Genomic DNA, 21,287 nt, shown 5'->3' on the forward strand with positions numbered 1-21,287 from the left:
GGGGGCCGCGAGCGTGCCGCCCGGGGACGTGGCGGACGCGGGCGCGCCGCCGCCCTCCGTGCCCGCGCCCCCCGCGGCGCCGTCGGCCGCGGCCGCCTCCGGCGCTGCGAGCGGCCACGGCTCGATCCGGGACAGCCACGCCTCGAGCGGGTCCGAGGACAGCCGGGCGTCGGGCGTCTGGGCCAGGTCGAGCGGGGCGTGCACGGCCGTCAGCCGCTCCGCGACCAGCCCCGGCAGCGCCCGCTTGAGCGGCCAGGGCTGCACGAGCCCGAACCCGGCGCCCGGCCCGGCACCGGCGCCTCCCGGGGCGCCCGCGGCACCGCCGCCTCCCGCGAGCGCGCCCGGCCCCGGCGTCACCAGCGCCGGGTGGTCGCCGCGCAGCGCCCCCACGAGCGCCGACGTGAACAGCGCCTGGTACGCCGCCCCGGACGCCGCGGGGTCCTTCACCTCGTACGCGGGGTCGCCGAGCGCGCAGGCGTAGAACACGTCCACCGCCGCGGCGGGGCCGCTCGGCGGCAGGTTCGGGACGACCGCGACCCCCTGGACGCTCAGCTCCTGCACGGTGCTCGCGGCCGTCCGGCAGGCGTCGGAGACGAGCACCACGTGCCGGACGGGCAGCCGCTCCGCGAACCACGAGGTCAGCGACACGTTGACCGCCTGGCTGCCGTCCTCGGGCGCTCCGGTGAGCAGCCAGAACTCCGCGTTCCCGGTGTTGATGCCGTGGCCGCTGAAGTACACGACGAGCTGGTCGACGTCCCCGCGGTCCACCAGGCCGCGCACGCCCGCGAGCACGGCCGAGGCGGTCACGGGCGTGCCGTCGTCGTCGGTGAACGCCAGCACCAGGTCGTCGGGGACGCCCTGCTCGGCGGCCCAGGCGCGCACCGCCGCGACCGCGCCGGGCACCGCCGGCAGCTCCGGGAACCGGCCGCCGGTGCGGGCGACGCCCACCAGGACCAGCGCGCGCGCCACCGTGCTCACCCGACCCGGCGGGTGGCTGACGGGTGTGGGCGGGCGGCCATCTCGACTCCGTCGTCCGGGGCGCGGACCCTTCGAGTGCAGCACCGGCGCGCGGGCGCGTCAAGGCCCTCGGCGGCACTGGTGTGGCGTGGGTCACACTGCTAGCGTCGAGCGCGTCCCCCCGTGCGTCCTGTCCGCCGGGCGGGGGACGGACGACGACGCCCGCCCCGCCCGGCCACCCGCCCGCAGCGCCGGGCGCCCGCCGCGTCGTCCGCCCGAGGGGACCGGACCATGGACACCGTCAGCGCGCCGGGAGGCGCCACCACCCTGCCGGAGCGCCTCCGGGCGCAGGAGGAGTACCAGCGGGAGCTCGCCGCCCGCCGAGCCCGGGAGCGGGCGGACGTCCGGCTCCCGGCGATCGACCGCGTCGACCGCGGGGAGCTCGCCGCGGCCAACGACCCGCTGCGGGTGGCGCGCCGCGTGGACCGGGTGAGCCGGTTCCGCACCGGCGAGGACCCGGACTCGGTGCCCGCCGACGTGCCCGCCCCCGCACTGGTCGCGGACGCGGCCGAGCGTCTGTCCCTGCCGGACGCCCCGCAGATCCTCCTGGAGAAGGTGGTCAACCAGCCGGACTTCCTGGAGGCGCGGTACCTCGAGGGCGGGTTCGTCGCACAGCGCACGGTCGGCCGGGTCGTGATCCGCGGCGCCGACGGCCGCACCGCCGGGTTCGGCACGGGGTTCCTGGTGTCGCCGCACCTGGTGCTGACGAACCACCACGTGCTGCCGGCGGCGGACGTGGCCGCGGGCAGCGTGCTGCAGCTCGACTTCCAGCGGGCGCTCGACGGCGACCCGATGCCGGTCGTCGAGGTCGGGCTCGACCCCGACGTGTTCTTCGCGGCGGACCCCGAGCTCGACTTCGCGCTCGTCGCCGTCGCCGGCGCACCCGCCAGCACCGCTCCGTTCGGCTGGTGCCGGCTCACGGGCGCGCAGGGCACCGTCGTCGTGGGGGAGTCCGTGACGATCGTGCAGCACCCCGCGGCGCGCCGGAAGGAGGTGGCGCTGCGGGAGAACCGGCTCGTCGACATCCCTGAGCAGGTGCTGCACTACGTCACGGACACCGAGCCGGGGTCGTCCGGGTCGCCGGTGTTCAACGACCAGTGGGAGGTCGTCGCGCTGCACCACGCGAGCGTGCCGGACCCGTCGCCCGGCGGGTCCGGGTCGCTGAACGAGGGGATCCGGATCAGCAGGATCCTGGCGCACCTCGCGGGGCTGCCGCTCGACCCGGCGCGGCGAGCGCTCGTCGACGCGCTGGACGACCCGGCGACGCCGCACGGCGGGCCCGAGGCGGCCGCGACGTCGGCACCCGGCGCGGCGTCGGCGACGACGGGGTCCGCGACGCTCGCCGCGACCGTGGGCGCCGTCCCCTCCGGGACCGCCGGCGGGGCCGTCGCGATCCCGCTCACGCTGACCGTGCAGGTCGCGCTCGGCGCCGCGCCGGCCCCGGTCCCGGACGGGCCGACGGCACCCGGGCCCGTGCCCGCGACCGCCCACGAGTCGCTCGCCATCGACCCCGACTACGCCGCGCGCGGCGGCTACGACCCCGGCTTCCTCGGCGTGCCGCTGCCGCTGCCGGACCCGGGGCCGAACGCGCCGGTCGCATCGGCGGAGCTGCGGTACCACCACTTCAGCGTGGTGATGCACCGGGTCCGCCGGCTCGCGCTGTGCACGGCGGTGAACGTCGACGGCGCGCACACCGACGCCCGCCCGCGCAGCGACGACCGGTGGATCCTCGACCCGCGCCTGCCGCGCGAGGAGCAGACCGGCGCCGAGGTGTACGCGGACAACGCGCTCGACCGCGGCCACCTCGTCCGGCGGCTCGACCCGTCGTGGGGGCCGCTGGCGCGCGCGGCGAACGACGACACGTTCCACTACACGAACTCGGCCCCGCAGCACCACGCGTTCAACGCCGGCTCGACCCTGTGGCTCGGCCTCGAGGAGTACCTGCTCGGCACGGCGCGGCGCGACCGGCTGCGCATCTCGGTGCTCGCCGGCCCGGTGCTGGCCCCGGACGACCCGCCGTACCGGGGCGTGCTGCTGCCGCGGCAGTTCTGGAAGGTGGTCGCGGTGGTCGACCGGGGCGGGCGGCTCGTGGTCACGGGCTACGTGCTCGGGCAGGACGCGTTCCTGCCGAGCGTGCTCGCGGAGGCGACGTTCGGCGCGTACCGCACGTTCCAGGTCCCGGTCTCGATGATCGGGGCGCTGACCGGGCTGGACCTGTCGGCGTACGCAGCCGCCGACCCGCTGGGGACCGTCGAGGCGACGGTGGCCGCGCACGAGCTCAGGACCTACGGGGAGATCGTGCTGGGCGGCTGACCGGTCGCGCGAGCCCGGGCCGCCGCGCCCGGTGGCGGCCCGGGGCGGCGCGACCTAGCGTCCGACGGGCGGGTGCGGCCGGGCCGCCCGCGCGCCGGACGAGAGGCCGACCCATGACCGAGCACATCGCGATCCGCCCGCTGGCGGTCGTCACCGGGGCGTCGAGCGGGATCGGGCTCGAGCTCGCCCGCAGGTTCGCCGCCGAGGGCTTCGACCTGGTGGTCGCCGCCGACGAGCCGCAGATCGCCCTCGCCGCCGACGCGCTCACCGCCGCCGGCAACGCGGTGCGGCCCGTGCACGCGGACCTCGGCACCGCCGACGGCGTCGCGGAGCTCGTCGACGCGGTGCGCGCGGTCGGCCGGCCGGTGGACGCGCTGGCCCTGAACGCCGGCCTCGGGGCGGGCGGCCCGTTCGTCGAGACCCCGCTGGACGGCGACCTCGCGGTCATCGGGCTGAACGTGGTCGGCACGGTGCGGCTCGCGAAGGCGCTGGTGCCCGCGATGGTGCAGCGCGGGTCCGGGCGGGTGCTGCTGACCGCGTCGACGGCCGCGCTGATGCCCGGTCCCTGGTACGCGAGCTACGCGGCGTCGAAGTCGTTCGTGCAGTCGTTCGGCGAGGCCCTGCGCCACGAGCTCGGCGACACCGGCGTCACCGTGACCACCCTCCTGCCCGGCCCGACCGACACGCAGTTCTTCGCACGCGCCGGCATGGAGCAGACGCCGGTCGGGCGCGGTCCGAAGGACGACCCGGCCGACGTGGCCGACCAGGCGTTCGACGGGATGATGGCGGGCACCGACAAGGTCGAGGTCCGGTCGCTCAAGGCGCGGCTCCAGACCGCGGCCGCGGCGGTGCTGCCCGACCGGGCGAAGGCGGCGATGCACGCCGGGTTCACGCAGCCGCTGGACGGCGGGCGCCCGGACGAGCCGGGGGAGTGACGCCCGCCCGCGCGTCGGTCAGCCGGGCGTGACCCGCACCCGCTCGACCACCAGCTCGGGCACCGCCGGCGCCCCCGGCCCGTGCGGGCGGTCCGGGAAGTCGAACACGCCCAGCATGAGCTGCAGCGGGTAGCCGGGCCCCTGGGCGAGGGACCGGGTGACCACGCCGTCGACCTCGAACACCGCCCGCCCGGGCCGCCAGGTCACGGCGTAGGTGTGCCGCGCCGCGACGTCGACCGCGGTGCGCGGCGCGGCGAACTCCTCGCGCAGGTCCGGGTCGCGGAACGGGTGCACGCCGGAGCCGAGCGCGGCGGTCGGCATGCCGTCCTCGTCGGTCCCCAGGGTGTCGCCGAACACCTCGACCACGCAGAGCTCGCCGCTGCGCTCCGGCACGTCCTCGATGCCGACCAGCCAGGCGGAGAACATCGAGCCCGGGCCGATCGTCGCGCGGCAGGTCACCTCGACCCGGCCCTGCGCCGGGGTGCACGCCCACCGCGCCGGCTGCTCCTCGCGCACCGTCTGCCCGGCGCGGAACGGCTGCTGCCCGCGCGTGCTCCCGACGGGACCCGACCAGGACCCGCTCTGCGCCGCCGAGACCCGGAGCGGCGGCACGTGGTCGCCCGGGCACCAGACCGGGTGGTCGGCGGGGATCGTCAGGTGCAGCCCGTCGGGGCCGGTGCGGGCGGCCGCCACGGCGGCGGTGTACGAGCTCCACGCCGGGAGGTAGGCGAGCGTCCAGCCGCGCTCCTCAGGCGGCGTCGCGAACCGCTCGTCGAGGTCGGTGGGTCCGGGGGCGTGGGGTGCGGGCACGGGTGCTCCCTGGCGGTGCGGTGTCGGCGGGCGTGCGCGGACCCGCCGATCGTAGGACCGGCCGCGCTCCGGTGGCACGCCCCCGCACCCCGGCCTAGCGTCGATCGCGGCGGCCGCGCCCGGCGCCGCCACGACCCCGGGAGGACGCATGACCGACGACGACGTGCGCCGCGAGGACCTGCCCGTGCCGGACTACGACCACCTGCCGATCGGCTCGCTCGGCCACCGCATCCGCAGCCTGGAGGCCGACGAGATCGACGTGCTCCGCCGGTACGAGGAGGCGCACGCGAACCGGGTCGCGGTGATCCAGATCCTCGACCACCGGCTGCTCGACCTCGCCGAGGGCCAGCGCCCGTCCTCCGGGGACGCCGCGGCCCCCGCCGCGGAGACGGCCCCGGCCCCGGCGGGCACCAGCAGCGCCGCTCCGGAGACGGCCGGGCCGCCCCAGAACCCGCCGTCCCACGGCGTCCCCACCAACCCCGCCCAGCCGCGCCGCTGAGCGCCCCACCACCCCCCACCGGAGGCCCCCGTGTCCGACCGCGGCACCGTCGACGACGACTACCTCGAGCGCGTGCGCGCGTCCGAGGAGCAGCCCCCGCCGCCCCCGCCCGCGCGGGTGCTGCTGTTCCTGTTCTGCTTCGTGCTGTTCGTGGGCGGGCTCTACCTGATGGGGCTCGCGGTCGACACCGCCGAGATCTGGCTGTTCACGGCCGGGATCCTGTGCAGCGGCGGCGCGTTCTTCCTCGGCCTCAACCGCGCGCGCACCCTGTGACGCGGACGACCGACGGGTCCGGGGCCGAGGCGCCGGACCTGGACGCCGCCGTGCGCCGGGTCCTCGGCCCGGACGCGACGCTCCGCGAGGCGCAGCGCGACGCGCTCGACGGGCTGCGCGACCGGGACACCCTCCTGGTCGCGCGGTCCGGGGCCGGGAAGACCGCCGTGTACGCGATCGCCACGCTGCTGAGCGGGGAGCTGACCGTCGTGGTGTCGCCGCTGCTCGCGCTGCAGCGGGACCAGGTCGCCGGCCTGCGCGAGGCGGGGCTGCGGGCGGAGTCGGTGAGCTCGGCCCGCGGCGCCCGCGCGCAGGCCGCAGCCCTGGACGCGGCCGCGACGGGCGAGCTCGACGTCCTCGTGCTCGGGCCGGAGCAGCTGGCGCGCGGTCCCGTCGCCGAGGCGCTCGACCGCGCGCCCGTCGGGCTCGTGGTCGTGGACGAGGCGCACTGCGTCAGCGAGTGGGGACACGACTTCCGGCCCGACTACGTGCACGTGGCCGGCACCGTCGAGCGGCTCGGCCGCCCGCGGGTCCTGGCGCTGACCGCCACCGCGTCGCCCCAGGTGCGGGACGAGGTCGTGGAGCGGCTCGGAATGGTCGACGCCCGGGTGCTCGTGCACGACGCCGACCGGCCGAACATCTGGCTCGGCGCGCACCACGCGTCCACGCCGCGCGAGCGGGACGACCGGGTGGCGGCGCTCGTCGGCGAGCTGGTCGCGGACCCCGGCGGCGCGGGACTCGTCTACGCCCGCACCCGGACGCACGTCGAGGAGCTGGTCGAGGCGCTCGGCCGCGCCGGGCTGACGGCCCGGGGCTACCACGCCGGGCTGCCGGCGAAGGAGCGCGCCGCCGTCGAGCGGGCCTTCCTGTCCGGGGAGCAGGACCTGGTCGTGGCCACGAGCGCGTTCGGCATGGGCGTGGACCGGGCGGACGTGCGGTTCGTGGTGCACGCCGGCCCGCCCACGTCGCTCGACGCCTACTACCAGGAGGTCGGCCGCGCCGGGCGCGACGGGGAGCCCGCGCGGGCGGTGCTGGTCAGCCGCCCGGACGACTACGGGTTCAACCAGTACCTGCGGACCGGGGGAGTGCCGAAGCAGCGCACGCTCGCGGCCGTGCTGGACGCCGTCGCGGCCGCACCGGACGGGGGCCGCGACCAGCGCGCGCTGACGCGGGCGAGCGGGCTCGCCGTGCGGACGGCCTCCCGCGCCCTCGGCGTCCTCCTCGACACCGGGGCGGTCCGGCGCGAGGACGGCGGGACGCTGGTGGCGACCGGGATGTCCGCCCAGGCCGCGGCGCGCACGGCCACCGAGCGCCAGGAGGAGCGGCGGACCGTCGAGCGGACCCGGGTCGAGGTGGTGCGCACCTACGCCGACACCACCGACTGCCGGCGCCGGCTGCTGCTCGAGCTGCTCGGGGAGAAGCACCCGCGGCCCTGCGGGGCCTGCGACTCCTGCGACGCGGGCACGTCGGTCGAGGTGGAGGACGCGCCGCTGCGGCCCGGGCAGGCGGTCGAGCACGCGGAGTGGGGACCCGGGCAGGTGTCGGTGGTCGAGGAGGACCGGGTCACGGTGTTCTTCGCCGAGCGGGGGTACGTCACGCTGGACACCGAGGTCGCGCTGGAGTCGGGGCTGCTGCGGCCCACGTCGGGGCCGGTGCCGGGAGCGGCAGGGACGGCCCCCGCCGGGGGTGCCGCGGCCTGAGGCCCGTCAGGGCACGACGGTGACCGGCCAGCGCGCGTTCCGCACCAGCCGCACGGCCAGCGAGCCGGCGATCCGGTGGCCGATGCTCGCCGACGACCCGACCACGACGCTGTCCGCGCGCACCTCGTGCGCGACGGCGGACAGCACCTGGTACGGGTCGCCGGTGCGCACCACGACCTCGACCGGCACACCCCGCGCGTCGGCGAGGGCGCGCGGGTCGCGGAGGGCGCGCTCGACGGCGTCCTGGTGCTCGACGACGGCGACGCTCGCCGCGCCGGTCGTGTCCATCAGCGACGCCACCCCGCCGCCGGGCTCGCGCACGTAGACGACCACCAGGCGGCTGCCCTGGCGCCGGCACACGCCCACCGCGTAGGCGGCGGCACGCAGCGACGGGTCGGAGCCGTCCACGCCCACGACGACCGCGGTGGGCCCGTCGCGGCCGATCTCGAACTGGTGGCCGGTCACGCCGCACCGTCCCCTCTCACGTCGTCCGTGCTGGTCGCCCCGACGCTATCGGCTGCCACGGGCCGCCGGGACGGGACCTCCGGCCGGGCGTGCCGACGCGGGCGTCGGGGTCGGTGGCGTGGTTCGCTGGGCCGACGGGGCGGACGGGGCGACGAGCACGCGGGAGGACGGCGGTGGCGGACCTGGTGAGCGTGGCGGCGGACCTGTACGGCGTGCCGCCGACGGGGTTCACCGGCGCCCGCACCGCCGCCGTCAAGGCCGCCCGGTCCGACGGGGAGCGCGACCTCGCGCGCGCCGTGGGCGCGCTGCGGAAGCCCTCCTCCGCCGCCGCGGCCGTCAACCTCCTCGTGCGGGAGCGTCCCGACGACCTGGGCGCGCTGCTCGACCTCGGGGTCCGGATCCGCGAGGCGCAGGCGGCCCTCGCGGGTGCGGACCTCCGGGCGCTGCACGCGGAGCAGCAGCGGGCCGTCGGCGCGGCGGCGGACGCGGCCCTGGAGCTGCTCGGCGGCGGGGCGGGCGGCGCGGTCCGCGGCCAGGTCGAGGCGACCCTCCGCGCGGCGATGGGCGACCCCGACGCCGCCGCGGCGGTCGCGACGGGGCTGCTCGTGCGGGACCTGTTCTCCTCGGGGTTCGAGCCGGTCGACGTCGAGGGCGCGGTGGCAGTGCCGGACGCGCCGGCCCTCGCCGGCGCGCCGGGGCGACGGACGCCGCTGCGCGCGGTGCCGGACGACGCGGGCGCGGCGGCGGACGGGTCGGACGGGGAGCCGGACCTCGACGGGTCGACCGGGGCACGTCCCGGTCGGCGTCGTGGGCGGCTGCTGGCCGAGGAGGAGCCGCAGCGGCCGCTGCGCGCGGCCCCGGCGGGGCGGCGGTCGCGGCCCCGCGTCGCGGACGAGGACGCGCCGGGGTCCGGCGGCGGCGAGCGCACGGAGGACGCGGGGCCCGGCGATGGCGAGGTCACAGGCGGTCCGGGGGAGACGGTGTCGCTGCCCGGCAGGCGGCGCCGCGGCCGCGTGCGGGTCGAGCAGGAGCGCGAGGCCGAGCAGGAGCGCCGGGTCGAGCAGGAGCGCGAGACCGAGCAGGGGCGCCAGGCCGAGCAGGGGCGCAGCGCCGCGCGCCGGGCCGCGGCCGAGCGCGAGGTCCGGGCGCAGCGGCGCGCGGCTGCCGTCCGGGCCGCCGAGCAGGACGTCGCCCTCGCGCGCGACGAGGCGGACGAGCGTCGCGGGGCGCGCGACGCGGCCGACGACCGGCTGCACGCGGCCGAGGCCCGGGCCGAGGAGCTGGACGGCACGATCGCCCGCGCCCGGGAGGAGATCGAGCGGTTGCGGGCCGCCCTGGCGTCCGCCGAGCAGGAGGCCCGCGAGGTCGGTCTCGAGGTGCGGCACGCGCGCTCCGCACGGACGGCGGCGGCGCGGCAGGCCGAGCGCGCGGAGCAGCGGCTGCGTGCCGCGGAGGCCGCCCGGGACGCCCTGTGATCCGCTCGTCGCCGGTGCGCGCGCGGTGTGCCCGGGTCGCGCCGGGCCGCCTCCGGCACAGCGCCGTCCAGCACGCCGCGGTGTGACCCGGATCACTCGTTCGCGTTGACACCGTCCGCGGGGCGTTCCTACGCTGGCCGGACGGCACGCCTCGACAGAACGGGGCGCCCGTGGCGGGAGCCGGGTGCTGGAGCCCGGTACGACCGGCGCGCACTCCTGGCGCGGCACCGGCACCCCGGCTGGGGGATCGGCGACGACGCGGCTCGGGCGCGCGGTGGGCGTCGCGGGTCCGGATCACCCGGGTGGCGCGCCCACGCGGACCAGCGACCCGCCTCGCCCAGGAGCCCCCGCGATGCCGTCAGCGCCGCGCCGCCCCCGCCACCGGATGGCCGGGCGCGCGCGGCTCGGCCGGGGTGCGGCGGTCGCCCGGGTCGGTGGCCGGTCGCTGCTCGGGGCGGGCCTCGCGGTGGCGCTCGGCGTCACGCTCACCGGGACGCCGGCGCTCGGCGGGACCGGCGCGCCCCCGGCTCCCGCCGCCGCGACGGCCGAGGACGCCACCGGCCGCGGGTTCGACCCGGTCCGCACCGCCGCCGCGGACGGCGACCGGTGGGTGGCTCGGACCACGGCGGAGGAGCCCGCCGTGACCGCCGCGTCCGCACTGCTCGCCCGCGCGGCCCTGGACGCCGCCGCCGGCGTGGAGCCGCTGCGGGTGTCGCCGCAGCCGCTCGACGACCTGCCCGGGATGGACGCGGCCGTGGTCCGGCTCACGGACGCCTGGGCCGAGCCGGCCGCGACGGCCGGTGACCGCGTCGCCTCGGCGCTGCGCGTCCGCGCGGCCGCCGGGTCGGTGTTCCGGCTCGCGCTGGCCGTCGAGCGCAGCGTGCCGGTCGCGGCGGACCGTGCGGCGGGCGACGTCGCGGGGCTGGACCGGGTGGAGCAGGCCGCCGGCGAGGCGACGCGTGCCGCGGCGGACCTGCCCGTGCTCGACGGGCGGGTCGTCGGCGCGCCGGTGCGCACCGGGGGCGGCGGCGCGCGCCCGTCGGGGCTCCTCGCGGACGGGACCGTCGACCCCGTGCTGCTGTGCCCGGTGCCGTTCGCGCCCGGGGCGCGGCTCCGCTGCGACGCGGTGGTCGCGCTCACGGCGCTCAACGAGGAGTTCCGGGCCGAGCACGGCACCGACCTGCCGGTCGGCAGCACCTACCGGACCTACGCGGAGCAGGCGGCGCTCAAGGCGGCGAAGGGCGGGCTCGCCGCGCCGGCGGGGGTGTCGCACCACGGCTGGGGCGTCGCGGTCGACTTCGCCGGGTTCGGCGGGGTCGGGCAGTTCGACCAGCCGCTGTACGCGTGGATGGTGGAGCACGGGCCCGCGCACGGCTGGGAGCACCCGGCCTGGGCCGGCCCGGGCGGGGCGGGTCCGGCGGAGCCCTGGCACTGGGAGTACACCGGCACGCCGGCACCGGCGGCAGCAGGCGCCGCCGGTGCGGCGCCTGCCGGTCCGGCCGCCGCCGACTCTTGAAGCCCCCGCGCACGCGGTGGTGTGATGGTCGCCTCGCGCACCCGGCGTGCGCGCCGCCCCGACGTCGTCGTCGGCCGCGTCGCGCCGGACTCGCAGCCCGCGCCGTCCGCACCCCCCCCGGTGACGACCCGGACCGCTCACCCCGCCGCCCCGCGCGGCGCGGGTCCGCCACCCGGCCGGGCGCCCACCGCGGCCCGGCACCGCCCAGGGGGAACCACATGAACGCCACGCAGACCGAGACCGCCGCGCCCGCCGTCGCCGGACGGGTGGTCGAGAACGTCGGCCACGGGGAGGTCCTGCACCGCCAGGCGCACGCCTCGGACTTCGGCTACCTGTTCGCCGACCTGGTCGGCGACGCCGACGCCCACCTGCCGTCCGCCGACCCGCCGCAGGTCATCGCGCTGCTCCGCCGGCTCGGCGGCGCCATGGCCGAGCCGGCCACCAGCCCGGCCCCGCCGTCGACGATCCCGGCGGTGTACACCTACTGGGGCCAGTTCATCGACCACGACCTCACGCTCGAGGACTCGGCGGACCCCCGCCTGCAGCAGCCGGCGGTCGCGGACCCCGCGCTCCGTCCCGTCGACGCGGCCACGGTGCGGCAGGCGCTCGGCAACGCCCGGCAGCCGTACCTCAACCTGGACTCCGTCTACGGCGACGGCTCCGACGGCGACCGGTCCGCCGCGTTCTACGACGGGCCGTTCCTGCGCGTCGGCGCCCTCGCGTCGCCCGCGCCGGGCCAGCCGGTGCCCGCGGCCACCGACCCCGCCGCCCGCGACCTGCCGGGCCGGCACCCGGTGACCGACCCCGCGACGGGCCGGACCCAGTTCCCTGCGACGATCGGCGACTCCCGGAACGACGAGAACCTGGTCGTCGCGCAGCTGCACACCGCCTACCTGCGGTTCCACAACGCGGTGGTGACCGCGTTCCGGAGCGCGGAGCCGGGGCTGTCCGACACCGACCTGCTCGCCCGCGCGCAGCACTTCGTGCAGCACACCCACCAGTGGCTGATCGTGCACGACTACCTGCGGACGGTGACCGTGCCGGGGACCGTCGACTGGGTCCTGTCCGAGCTCAAGGGCCTCTACCTGCAGCGGTTCCCCGCGAAGCGCCCGCCGGTCATGCCGCTCGAGTTCTCGGTCGCGGCGTTCCGGTTCGGCCACTCGCAGGTGCGCAACGCCTACGACTACAACCGGAACTTCGGCGACCCCGGGTTCGTCGCGCCGCGGGCCACCCTGGACCAGCTGTTCCAGTTCACCGGTCGCGGGGGCTTCATCGGCGGCGCGCAGACGCTGCCGGAGAACTGGGCGATCGAGTGGGACCGGTTCGTCGACAAGGCCGACCCGGACCCGCGGCACTTCGCCCGCGCGATCGACACCCAGCTCGCCGACGACCTGTCGGTCATGCGGAACGAGCCGCGGGACCTCGCGGGCATCCAGGAGCACCTGGCCAAGCGGAACCTGCTGCGCGGCTACCTGCTCGGGGTGCCGACGGGGGAGGCGGTCGCCCGCGCGCTGCGCATCCGACCGCTGACCCGCGCCGAGCTGCTCCGCGGCGCGCCGGCGGGCGTCCGGTCCGCGCTCACCAGCCCCGAGCTCACCGGGCGCACGCCGCTCTGGTACTACGTGCTCAAGGAGGCCGAGGTGCTGACCTCGGGGAACTCCCTCGGTCCCGTGGGCAGCCGGCTGGTCGCGGAGACGGTCGTCGGGCTCATGCGGCACGACCCCGGGTCGTTCCTCACGAGCGTCCCCGCGTGGGGCACCGGGCCCGTGCCCGTGCTGCCGGGCGGCGACGGCGCCCGGACGATCGGCGGGCTGGCGGACCTGCTCGACGTCGCGGGCGTCACGGCGTCCTGAGCGCGGCTCCCGCGCGGACCGGCCGGGCACGCGCGACGCGTGCCCGGCCGGTCCGCGCCCGTCCCGGGGTCAGCGCGGCGGACGCGTCCGGCGCTGCTCCCGGATGAGCCGCCCGCGGCGGACGTCCTCCTCCGCCTTCGCCCGCTTCTTGTCGCTCGCGCGGGTGTCCCGCGGCGGCAGCTGGATCGTGCGCTCGGCCTCGATCCCGCCCTGGAGCTCGCGGCCGCGCTCGACCTCGGCGTCCAGCTCCGCGCCGAACAGCAGCGCCAGGTTGGTGATCCACAGCCACAGGAGCAGCACGATCGCGCCCGCCAGCGAGCCGTAGGTGCTGTTGTACGACCCGAAGTTCGCGACGTAGAACCCGAACCCGACCGACGCCAGGATCCACACGACCACGGCGACGAGGGCGCCCACGCTCATCCAGCGGAACTTCGGCTGCCGCACGTTCGGCGTGAAGTAGTAGAGGATCGCGACCGCCACGATCACCAGCAGCAGCACGACGGGCCACTTGGCGATGTTCCAGGCGGTCACGGCGACGGAGCTGAGGCCGATCGCGTCGCCGACGCTCCGGGCGATGCCGCCCGACAGCACCACGGCCACGACGATGACCACGGCGAACAGCACCAGCACGAGGGTGACGAGCAGCAGCACGGGGCGCAGCTTCCACACCGGCCGGCCCTCGTCGATCTCGTAGACCCGGTTGATGCCGCGGCTGAAGGCGTTCACGTACCCGGACGCCGACCACAGCGCGACAACCAGGGAGACGACGAACGTCAGGCCGGCGCCGGGGGAGTTCGTGAGGTTCTCCAGGATCGGCTGCAGCGTGTTCTCGGCGCTGTCCTGGCCGACGATCCCCGTCGCCGTCGACACCAGGTCCTCGACGAGCTGCTGCCCGTCGCCGACCAGGCCGAGGATCGACACCACGGCGAGCAGGCCCGGTGCGATCGCCAGCACCGCGTAGTACGTGAGCGCGGCGGCGAGGTCGGTGCACTGGTCGTGGTTGAACTCGCGGATCGTGGTGCGCAGCACGTACCGCCACGACCGCTTGGTCAGGTCGTCGGGGGAGTCGGGCTTGCGCGGGTCGTCCGGCTCGGGTGCGTCGGCACGTGCGGTGCTCGTCTGCTCGTCGTCGGCGTGGGCCACGGGGACCTCCTGGGTGGCACGGGTGTTCCGAGCGCCAGCGTCACCCGCCGGCGCCCGGCCCGCCACAGGAACGGGGCGCTCCCCGCGGCTCAGGCCACGACGCGCAGGCCGTCCAGGGCGTTGAGCCGGTACCCGACGCCGCGCACCGTCGCGATCAACCCGTCGAGGCCCGACTTCGCCCGCACCCGGCGGACGTGCACGTCGACCGTGCGGGTGCGGTCGGACAGGTCGTGGCTGCGCCAGGCGCCGTCGTACAGCTCGTCGCGGCTGACGACGCGTCCGGCCGAGCGCGCCAAGTACGCCACGAGGTCGAACTCCTGGCGGGTCAGGTCGACGTCCTGCCCGTCGACCACCAGGCGGCGGCCGGGCAGGTCGACGACGACCGCCGGGGTCAGGGGCAGGGCGGCCAGCAGCTCCTCGAACCGGCGCAGGTCGGCCTGGGTGGGGAGGTCGGCGGCGTGCGCCGGGGCGGTGCCGGCCGGGCGGACGGCGGGACGGGCGGGCGTGGCAGGGGTCAGGACGCTCACGGGGGTGCTCCTCGGGGGTCCGCCGCTCGCGGGCGGCGGGGCGGGACGACGACGTCCCGCGCGGATCTGACGGCAGGTGGGGAGGCGGTCAGGCCCGACAGAGCGGACACGCGCAGGCGTGCCGCAGGGTGCGGCACGGGCGGAGCGCGGAGGTCATGGTCGTGAGTGTGGCACGGGGAGCCGCGGGGCGGCACCGATCGCGCGGCCCGTCTCAGGAGGCGGACGGAGGTGTCGTGCGGGGCGGCGTCAGCCCGCCGCGGGCGCCGTCGCCGCGCCGGAGGGCGTCGCCGACGGCCCGGACCCGGCCTCGTCCTCCTCGTCGGCGGGGACCGGCACCACGGCGGGCCAGCGCTCCGGGTCGTGGACGACCGCGCTCGCGTCCGTGCCGATCTCGACGAGCTGCCAGTCGAGGATCTCCCGCGTGGTGGGGTCCCAGCGCAGCAGCGTCATCTCCGCGGTACCCTTGAGCGGGCCGATCCGCGGCTCGTTCTCCTGAGCGCCCGCGGTCGACGACGAGATGTACCGGATCCCCTCCTCGATCTGCTCGGGGTCCGTGCGGGTGTGCATGTGCCCGGACACCAGCGCCGGCACGCAGCCGTCGGCCAGCATCGTCGGTGCGGTCCGCGGGTTGTGGAACAGCACGAGGTCGACGCCGTCGGGGTCCTCGCAGGCGGCCTCGGACAGGCGGGTGCCGACCTCGGCGTACGACTCGTCCTGGGTCTGCGTCTGGATGAGCCGGGTGGCCTTCGGGTCGTGGTCGCCGAGGATGCGCATGCCGCGCACGTCGATGACGCCGCCGTCCAGGACGGTCGCGCCCGCCCGCGCGTACTGCGCGGTGGTCTCGGCGGAGTCGTGGTTGCCCGGCGCCGTGATCAGGTCGACGCCGTCCGGGATCGCCCGGGCGAACGTCGTCACGCAGTACTGCTCGACGGAGGTCCCGTTCATCGTGGTGTCGCCCGCGTCGAGCACGACCTCGGCGCCCGACATCTCGGCGAGGGACGTGATGAGCGGGGCCATGCCGACGTTGCAGTGCAGGTCCGAGATGACCAGGAGCGTGAGCGGCTCGGCCTCCTCGTCGGTCGGCTCCCCGGCGTCCGCCGTCGGGCTGGGCGACCCGGTCGGCCCGGCCGTCGGCCCCGCGGTCGCGGTCGGGGCGTCGTCGGCGTCTTCGGCCTGGACGTCCCGGCGCCCCTCCCAGTCCGCCCACGCCGCGACGAGCGCGTCGTCGGCCTGGTCGTAGAACTCCTCGTTCTCCTGGAACGCCTTGACGACCAGCCCGCCGTAGGTGTCGACGATGCCGCCGAGCCGCCCGGTGATCCGCGCGCCCTCGAGCGGCGTCCCGTCGAAGACGGCGGACGCGGTCTGGGACGGGGCGCGCTCCGCGGCGTCGCCGCGCTCGCTCGCGGTGACCAGCGTCCCGACCAGCACGACCGCGAGGCCGCCCGCGGTGAGCTGCGCGCCGTGCGGCGCCAGCCGGCCGGCCAGCTCCTCGCGCCGCCCGGGCCCGAGCAGCCAGCGTCCCCCGAACCACAGCGCCACGAGCACGACGAGCGCGCCCAGCGTCCGCCACAGCGCGTTCGCCACGAGCGCGCGGGCCGCGTCCTCGATCGTCGCCTGCGGCCCGGTGAAGAACTGCAGGTAGGAGTTCAGGTCCCCGGTGAGCGCCTGGAGCGTGTCGATCCCGTGCAGCGCGTCGACGCCGGCGGGGATCTCCTCGACGGTGACCCGCGCGCCGAGCCCGAGCGGCAGCGGCGAGTCGATCTGCAGGGTGCCGAGGGGACCCACGTCGATCGTGACCGTCGCGTCCGTCGTGACGTCGTACCGCGCCTCGTGCGGGCCGAGGCTCGACTCGGCGGTCGCCGTCGTGACCCCGAACACGAGCGCGGCGAGCAGCGCGACGAGCGCCAGCAGGGCGTGCAGCAGCCACCGGCGGCGGCGGCCGGGGCGCGCGGGACGGACGGGACGGACCGGCGGCGCGGCCTCGGCGGGCTCGGGGGTGGCGTCGGGTGCGGGCATCCCGCCGAGCCTAGACGCGCCGCCCCGGCGCCGTCCTGCCGGGACGGCGGGTCCCCGCTCGCCCGTGCGGGGCGTCCCCTGCTGTGCTACTCCGGAGAGCATGAGCAGCCCCGTCACCACGCCGGACGGCCCGCCCGCGGCGGCGGACGGCCACGCCGAGAGCACCCTCACCGTCGTCGTCGCCTTCGCCGCCAACGCGCTCATCGCGGTCGCGAAGACGGTCGCCGCGGTGCTCACCGGCGCGGCGTCGATGCTCGCGGAGGCCGCCCACTCGTGGGCCGACACCGGCAACGAGGTGTTCCTGCTCGTCGCCCAGCGGCGCGCGGCACGGGCCCCGGACCGCGCGCACCCGCTCGGCTACGGGCGCGAGGTCTACGTCTGGTCGCTGTTCGCAGCCATCGGCCTGTTCGCCGTCGGTGCGGGCGTGTCGATCACGCACGGGATCCAGGAGCTGGTGCACCCGGAGCCCGCGTCGTCGTACGTCGTCGCCTACGTCGTGCTCGGCGTCGCGCTCCTGCTCGAGGGGACGTCGTTCCTGCAGGCGTGGCGGCAGGCACGGCGGGCGGCCCGGCGGCGGGAGATGGACCTGTGGGAGCACGTGCTGGCGACGTCCGACCCCACGGTCCGGGCCGTGTTCTTCGAGGACGCCGCGGCGCTCGTCGGCATCGTGATCGCCGGGACCGGCATCGCGCTGCACCAGGTCACCGGATCGCCGGTGCCGGACGCGGTCGGCTCGATCCTGGTGGGCGTGCTGCTCGGGGTCGTGGCCGTGCTGCTCATCGACCGGAACCGCCGGTTCCTCGTGGGGGAGACGGCCGACCCGGCGCTGCAGGGCGCGGCGGTTCGTGCGCTCCTCGCGATGCCCGAGGTCGCGCGGGTGACCCAGCTCCGGCTCGAGGTCGTCGGCGCGCGGCAGCTGTTCCTGGTCGGCGCCGTCGACCTGGCGGGCAACCTCGCCGAGGACGAGGCGTCGCACGTGCTCGCCTCCGTCGAACGCCAGGTCACGGCCGTGCCGGGCGTCGTCGGGGCCGTGCTGTCCCTGTCCGAGCCGCAGGAGGCGGCGCTCACGCCCTGAGACCCGTCCGGCCGCGACCTTCCCGCATTCGCTCCGCACCCCACGGGAGACCCCGATGCCCCATCCCGCCGCCGTCAGCCCCCGCACCCCGGTCGACCTGGGACCCGCCCGGTCCGCCGCCGTCGCCGCGCGCGTGCTCGGCCCGCTCGTCGCGCAGGGCGCGATCGTCCGCCGGCCCCGCGCGACCGCGTGGGCCGAGCGCCGGCAGACCGACCGGGCGGCCGGCGCGCTGCTGCGCGACGTGCGGCGCGAGCACGGCGGCGCCCCGGTCGTGCTGCGGCTCGGTCCGCGGCGCCTGGTGCTGCCGCTCGAGGCGGGCGACGTGGGTGCGCTGCTCGCCGGGTCGCCCGACCCGTTCAGCCCGGCGACGGTGGAGAAGCGAGCGGCGCTCGGGCACTTCGAGCCGGACAGCGTGCTGATCTCGCCGGCGCACCGGCGTCCCGCGCGCCGGCTCCTCAACGAGCAGGCGCTCGACACGTCCGAGCCGGTCCACGGGGACGCCGACGCGCTGCTCGCCGCGGTGGACCGCGAGGCGGCGGCGCTGCTCGCGCAGGTCGACCGCGGCGGCGTGCTCGACTGGCCGACCTTCGCCCCGGCGTTCTGGCGCACCGTCCGCACGGTCGTGCTGGGGGAGTCCGCGCGGCACGACGAACGCGTCACCGACGTGCTGAGCACCCTCCGGCGCGCGGCGAACTGGGCGTACCTGCACCCGCGCCGTCCCCGGCTGCGGGCGGAGCTCGCCGACCGGCTGCACGCCTACGTCCGCCGCGCGGAGCCCGGCAGCCTCGTCGCGCACGCCGCGGCCGCGCAGGCCGAGCGGGGCGTGGACCCCGTGGGCCAGGTGCCGCAGTGGCTGTTCGCGTTCGACGCGGCCGGAGCGGCCGTGCTGCGCGCGCTCGCCGTCGCGGCCGCGCGGCCGGCCGTCCGGGACCGGCTGCGCGACGAGGCCGCCTCGGGCGCCTCGATGCAGCCCTACGCCCGCGGGTCGGTGCTCGAGGCGGTGCGCCTGTGGCCGACCACGCTCGTCGTCCTGCGGGACAGCACCGCGCCGACCACCTGGGGCGACCGGGAGCTGCCGGCCGGGACGAGCTTCGCGGTCGTCAGCGCGCACGTCCACCGGGACCCGGAGCGCCTGGACATCGCGGACGCCTGGGCGCCCGAGGCGTGGCTCGACGGGCGCGCGGACGCGGACTGGGGGCTGATCCCGTTCAGCGGCGGTCCCGTCTCCTGCCCGGGGCGGAACGTCGTGCTGCTCGTCGCGGGACGGCTGCTGGCGCGCCTGGCGGAGGCCGATCTGGTCTTCCCGCGCGCCCGGCACCTCGCGACCGACCCGCTGCCTGCCACGTTCGACCACTTCGGGGCGCGGTTCCACGTGGCCGGGAGGCCGGGCGCCGCCGCCTGACGCACCCGCCCGGGCGGTGCGCACGGGTGAACGCCTGGGCCGTCCGGGCGTCACCGCCGGTGGCTGCGTCACAGATCCCCGAAATGCGGACGTAACCTGTCGCCCGACAGGCGTAGGCTGTGGGCCGAGGGCGCGTCGCCCGCCGGGGCACGTCCCGGGCGGCCGCTCGACTGCCGACGACGGCCGCCTGCGAGCCGCAGCGCGGCGCGTTCGCCCGTCCCGCGCCCTCCGCGGCGACCGGCGACCCCGGGGACCGCGGTCCGTGACGCACCGCAACAGCCCAGGAGGGCCCCCGATGAACATGTCCATCGCCCGAGCCGGTCGCCGGACCACGCGCACCCTCAGCGTGGCCGCCGCCGCCGTCGCGACGGTCTCCCTGCTCGCCGCCTGCGCCTCCGGCGAGGGCAGCACGTCGGCGGGCTCCGCGTCCGACGACACCACCACCGCGGCCGCCGAGACCCAGGACGTCCAGGTCATCGACCAGACCAACCTGCTGCTCGCGACCGCGCAGGAGACGCTCGAGGCCCGCGGCCTCGAGGTCCAGGCCGCCGACGCGTCCGGCCAGGGCCGGCCGATCGACGACCCGACCCAGTGGGTCGTCGTCACGCAGGACCCCACCTCCGGCACCGTCGAGCCGGGCACCGAGGTGACCCTCACGGTCCGGATGACCACCGACCCGGTGGGCTGACCGGAATAAACGCTGGCGCCGCCGCGCTGGACGGGGTGAGACTCAGAGCTCCCGGTCCGCGCGGCGGTGCAGCATCCCGCCGTGGAGGGACCGGCCCGGACGCGGAGCACGCGCCCCTCGTGAGGGGTGGACGGACGCGGGACGGGTGGCTCGTCACCGACGGCCCTCAACGAGGCCGGGGCGGATCAGGTCGCGCGGGAGAAGGACAAGCGGGCGCGGCGGACGGTGGCGTACAGGTGCTGACCCGCCCGGGCGGGGCCCACGGCCCCGCCGGGCGCACGCACGGCCGTCACGCGTAGGGCGCGGCGAGCCGGCGCAGCTGCGCGGCGTAGCCGCCGCCGAACAGCACCGCGTGCATCCCCACCGGGTACACCTGGTGCAGGGCGACACGGTGCTGCCACCCGCGGCGCAGCGGGTGCACCTCCTGGTAGGCGTCGAGGACGTCGGTGAGGTGCGGGAACCCGAACAGCGCGAGCATCGCCAGGTCGGACTCCCGGTGGCCGCCGTGCGCGGCCGGGTCGATCAGCGTGGCCCCCGTCGGCGTCCACAGCACGTTGCCGGACCAGAGGTCCCCGTGCAGCCGCGCGGGCGCGTCGTCGTCGTCGAGCTCGCCCGACCGGAGCCGGTCCGCGAGCCGGCGCAGCAGCGCGACGTCGTCCGGCCCCAGCGCCCGGCGCCGCTCGGCGGCCGCAGCCAGCGGCTCGATGCGGCAGTCGGCGAGGAACGCGCCCCAGCGCTCGTGGTCGCCCGCGGGCATGGGCAGCGGCTGGTCGAGCGGGCCGAAGAACCCGTCGCCCTGCCAGCCGTCGGGCGGGCTGCCGAACCGGCGGGCGCCCGCGTCGTGCATGACCGCGAGGCCGCGGCCCAGCTCGCGCGCCGCCCGCCGGCTCGGCGGCACCTCGGTCAGGGCCGCGAGGTCCAGGTGGTCGGCGCCGACGCCGAGCACCTCGACGACCGGCGCACCGCCGCGCACGCGCAGCCACCGCAGCCCGGCGGCCTCGCACGCGAAGAACCCCGGGGGCGCGCCCGCGCGGCGCTTGCGGTAGGTGTCCATGCGGCGGCCTCCCTCGACGCGGCGGGCACGGGCGGGCCGCGGATAGCCTGGCGCGCGTGCCGCCCGACGCCGACCCGATCCTCGTGAGCGGCGCGCCGCCGCCGGGGGAGGCGCGCCGTGGCGGGCCGCGGTCGCCGGCGCTGCCCGCGGCCCTGCTCCAGGGGGCCGGGCGCACCCCCGAGGGCACGGCCTGGCTCGGCCGCCTGCCGTCCCTGGTGGACCGCGCGGTCCGCCGCTGGGACCTGGTGCTGGGCGACCCGTTCCCGTCGGGCTCGGCGTCCTGGTGCGCGCCCGCCCGCGACGCCGCCGGGCGCGACCTGGTGCTCAAGCTGTCGTTCCCGCACGACGAGGCGCGGGACGAGGCCGCGGTGCTGCGCGCCTGGGGCGGGCGCGGCGCGGTGCCGCTGGTCGACGCGCACGCGGGCGACTGGGCGCTGCTGCTCGGCCGGGTGCGGCCCGGCACTCCGCTGCGGGCGGTCCGGGCGCCCGCGGCCCGGCGGCTGGCCGCGGCGGCGGACGTGCTGCG

The 21,287-nt window shown here is 77.8% G+C and carries 19 protein-coding genes; 12 read left to right on the forward strand and 7 right to left on the reverse strand.

Features of this window, described 5'->3' with window-relative positions; all coding sequences use genetic code 11:
• Positions 1-978, reverse strand: a 978-nt coding sequence (locus J5O08_RS17750; protein WP_218708238.1) for a caspase family protein, incomplete at its 3' end; no start/stop codon positions are given.
• 270 nt (positions 979-1,248) lie between these two features.
• Between J5O08_RS17750 and J5O08_RS17755 the strand changes: the two genes are divergently transcribed.
• On the forward strand, positions 1,249-3,330 hold the full coding sequence (locus J5O08_RS17755; RefSeq protein WP_218708240.1) for a DNA/RNA non-specific endonuclease: 2,082 nt from the start codon (positions 1,249-1,251) through the stop codon (positions 3,328-3,330).
• 113 nt (positions 3,331-3,443) lie between these two features.
• A complete protein-coding gene (locus J5O08_RS17760) occupies positions 3,444-4,265 on the forward strand; it encodes an SDR family oxidoreductase (RefSeq protein WP_218708241.1) in 822 nt (273 codons plus the stop codon).
• 18 nt (positions 4,266-4,283) lie between these two features.
• Here J5O08_RS17760 and J5O08_RS17765 read toward each other — a convergent pair whose 3' ends face one another.
• Positions 4,284-5,075, reverse strand: coding sequence for a glycoside hydrolase family 16 protein (locus J5O08_RS17765; protein WP_218708242.1), 792 nt, complete (start codon positions 5,073-5,075; stop codon positions 4,284-4,286).
• A 148-nt stretch (positions 5,076-5,223) separates the two neighbouring features.
• On the opposite strand from J5O08_RS17765, the gene J5O08_RS17770 reads away from it, so the two are divergent.
• From J5O08_RS17770 to J5O08_RS17780, 3 genes are read left to right on the forward strand one after another with little or no spacing between them, the layout of a single operon-like run.
• Positions 5,224-5,574 (forward strand): hypothetical protein, encoded by a 351-nt coding sequence (locus J5O08_RS17770; protein ID WP_217614199.1) that lies wholly within the window; start codon positions 5,224-5,226, stop codon positions 5,572-5,574.
• A gap of 30 nt (positions 5,575-5,604) precedes the next feature.
• Positions 5,605-5,847 carry a hypothetical protein gene (locus J5O08_RS17775; protein WP_217614219.1) on the forward strand — a complete coding sequence of 81 codons (243 nt, stop codon included), beginning with the start codon at positions 5,605-5,607 and terminating at the stop codon, positions 5,845-5,847.
• The gene (locus tag J5O08_RS17780; protein ID WP_218708243.1) at positions 5,844-7,547 is read left to right on the forward strand and encodes a RecQ family ATP-dependent DNA helicase; all 1,704 of its coding nucleotides are present in this window, start codon (positions 5,844-5,846) and stop codon (positions 7,545-7,547) included. The genes J5O08_RS17775 and J5O08_RS17780 overlap by 4 nt, the downstream gene beginning before the upstream one ends.
• A gap of 6 nt (positions 7,548-7,553) precedes the next feature.
• On the opposite strand, the gene J5O08_RS17785 is transcribed toward J5O08_RS17780, so the two are convergent.
• Positions 7,554-8,012 carry a universal stress protein gene (locus tag J5O08_RS17785; RefSeq protein WP_217614197.1) on the reverse strand — a complete coding sequence of 153 codons (459 nt, stop codon included), beginning with the start codon at positions 8,010-8,012 and terminating at the stop codon, positions 7,554-7,556.
• Positions 8,013-8,185: 173 nt separating this feature from the next.
• Between J5O08_RS17785 and J5O08_RS17790 the strand changes: the two genes are divergently transcribed.
• The 3 genes from J5O08_RS17790 to J5O08_RS17800 all read left to right on the forward strand — a co-directional run bounded on the left by J5O08_RS17790 (position 8,186) and on the right by J5O08_RS17800 (position 12,856).
• On the forward strand, positions 8,186-9,487 hold the full coding sequence (locus J5O08_RS17790; RefSeq protein WP_218708244.1) for a hypothetical protein: 1,302 nt from the start codon (positions 8,186-8,188) through the stop codon (positions 9,485-9,487).
• Positions 9,488-9,839: 352 nt separating this feature from the next.
• The gene (locus tag J5O08_RS17795) at positions 9,840-11,003 is read left to right on the forward strand and encodes a D-alanyl-D-alanine carboxypeptidase family protein (RefSeq protein WP_218708245.1); all 1,164 of its coding nucleotides are present in this window, start codon (positions 9,840-9,842) and stop codon (positions 11,001-11,003) included.
• Positions 11,004-11,221: 218 nt separating this feature from the next.
• Positions 11,222-12,856 (forward strand): heme peroxidase family protein, encoded by a 1,635-nt coding sequence (locus J5O08_RS17800; protein ID WP_218708246.1) that lies wholly within the window; start codon positions 11,222-11,224, stop codon positions 12,854-12,856.
• Positions 12,857-12,925: 69 nt separating this feature from the next.
• On the opposite strand, the gene J5O08_RS17805 is transcribed toward J5O08_RS17800, so the two are convergent.
• The 3 genes from J5O08_RS17805 to J5O08_RS17815 form a co-directional block, all read right to left on the reverse strand.
• A complete protein-coding gene (locus J5O08_RS17805) occupies positions 12,926-13,999 on the reverse strand; it encodes a YihY/virulence factor BrkB family protein (RefSeq protein ID WP_147796562.1) in 1,074 nt (357 codons plus the stop codon).
• 89 nt (positions 14,000-14,088) lie between these two features.
• A complete protein-coding gene (locus tag J5O08_RS17810) occupies positions 14,089-14,526 on the reverse strand; it encodes a winged helix-turn-helix domain-containing protein (protein WP_218708247.1) in 438 nt (145 codons plus the stop codon).
• Positions 14,527-14,772: 246 nt separating this feature from the next.
• The gene (locus tag J5O08_RS17815; protein ID WP_218708248.1) at positions 14,773-16,542 is read right to left on the reverse strand and encodes a metallophosphoesterase; all 1,770 of its coding nucleotides are present in this window, start codon (positions 16,540-16,542) and stop codon (positions 14,773-14,775) included.
• Positions 16,543-16,642: 100 nt separating this feature from the next.
• On the opposite strand from J5O08_RS17815, the gene J5O08_RS17820 reads away from it, so the two are divergent.
• The 3 genes from J5O08_RS17820 to J5O08_RS17830 all read left to right on the forward strand — a co-directional run bounded on the left by J5O08_RS17820 (position 16,643) and on the right by J5O08_RS17830 (position 19,707).
• On the forward strand, positions 16,643-17,617 hold the full coding sequence (locus J5O08_RS17820) for a cation diffusion facilitator family transporter (RefSeq protein ID WP_218708249.1): 975 nt from the start codon (positions 16,643-16,645) through the stop codon (positions 17,615-17,617).
• A 55-nt stretch (positions 17,618-17,672) separates the two neighbouring features.
• Entirely contained in the window at positions 17,673-19,019 is a 1,347-nt protein-coding gene (locus tag J5O08_RS17825; protein ID WP_218708250.1) for a cytochrome P450, read from the forward strand.
• Between the two features lie 295 nt (positions 19,020-19,314).
• Positions 19,315-19,707: a PASTA domain-containing protein gene (locus J5O08_RS17830; protein ID WP_218708251.1), complete on the forward strand. Its 393-nt coding sequence runs from the start codon at positions 19,315-19,317 to the stop codon at positions 19,705-19,707.
• Between the two features lie 289 nt (positions 19,708-19,996).
• Here the strand turns inward: J5O08_RS17830 and J5O08_RS17835 are convergent, their stop codons facing one another.
• On the reverse strand, positions 19,997-20,761 hold the full coding sequence (locus J5O08_RS17835) for a fructosamine kinase family protein (protein ID WP_218708252.1): 765 nt from the start codon (positions 20,759-20,761) through the stop codon (positions 19,997-19,999).
• A gap of 56 nt (positions 20,762-20,817) precedes the next feature.
• Here J5O08_RS17835 and J5O08_RS21770 point away from each other — a divergent pair.
• On the forward strand, positions 20,818-21,287 hold a 470-nt coding region (locus J5O08_RS21770), incomplete at its 3' end, for an aminoglycoside phosphotransferase family protein (RefSeq protein ID WP_308281698.1).

Source organism: Cellulomonas sp. PS-H5, assembly GCF_019265565.1.
Classification (GTDB): Bacteria; Actinomycetota; Actinomycetes; order Actinomycetales; family Cellulomonadaceae; genus Cellulomonas.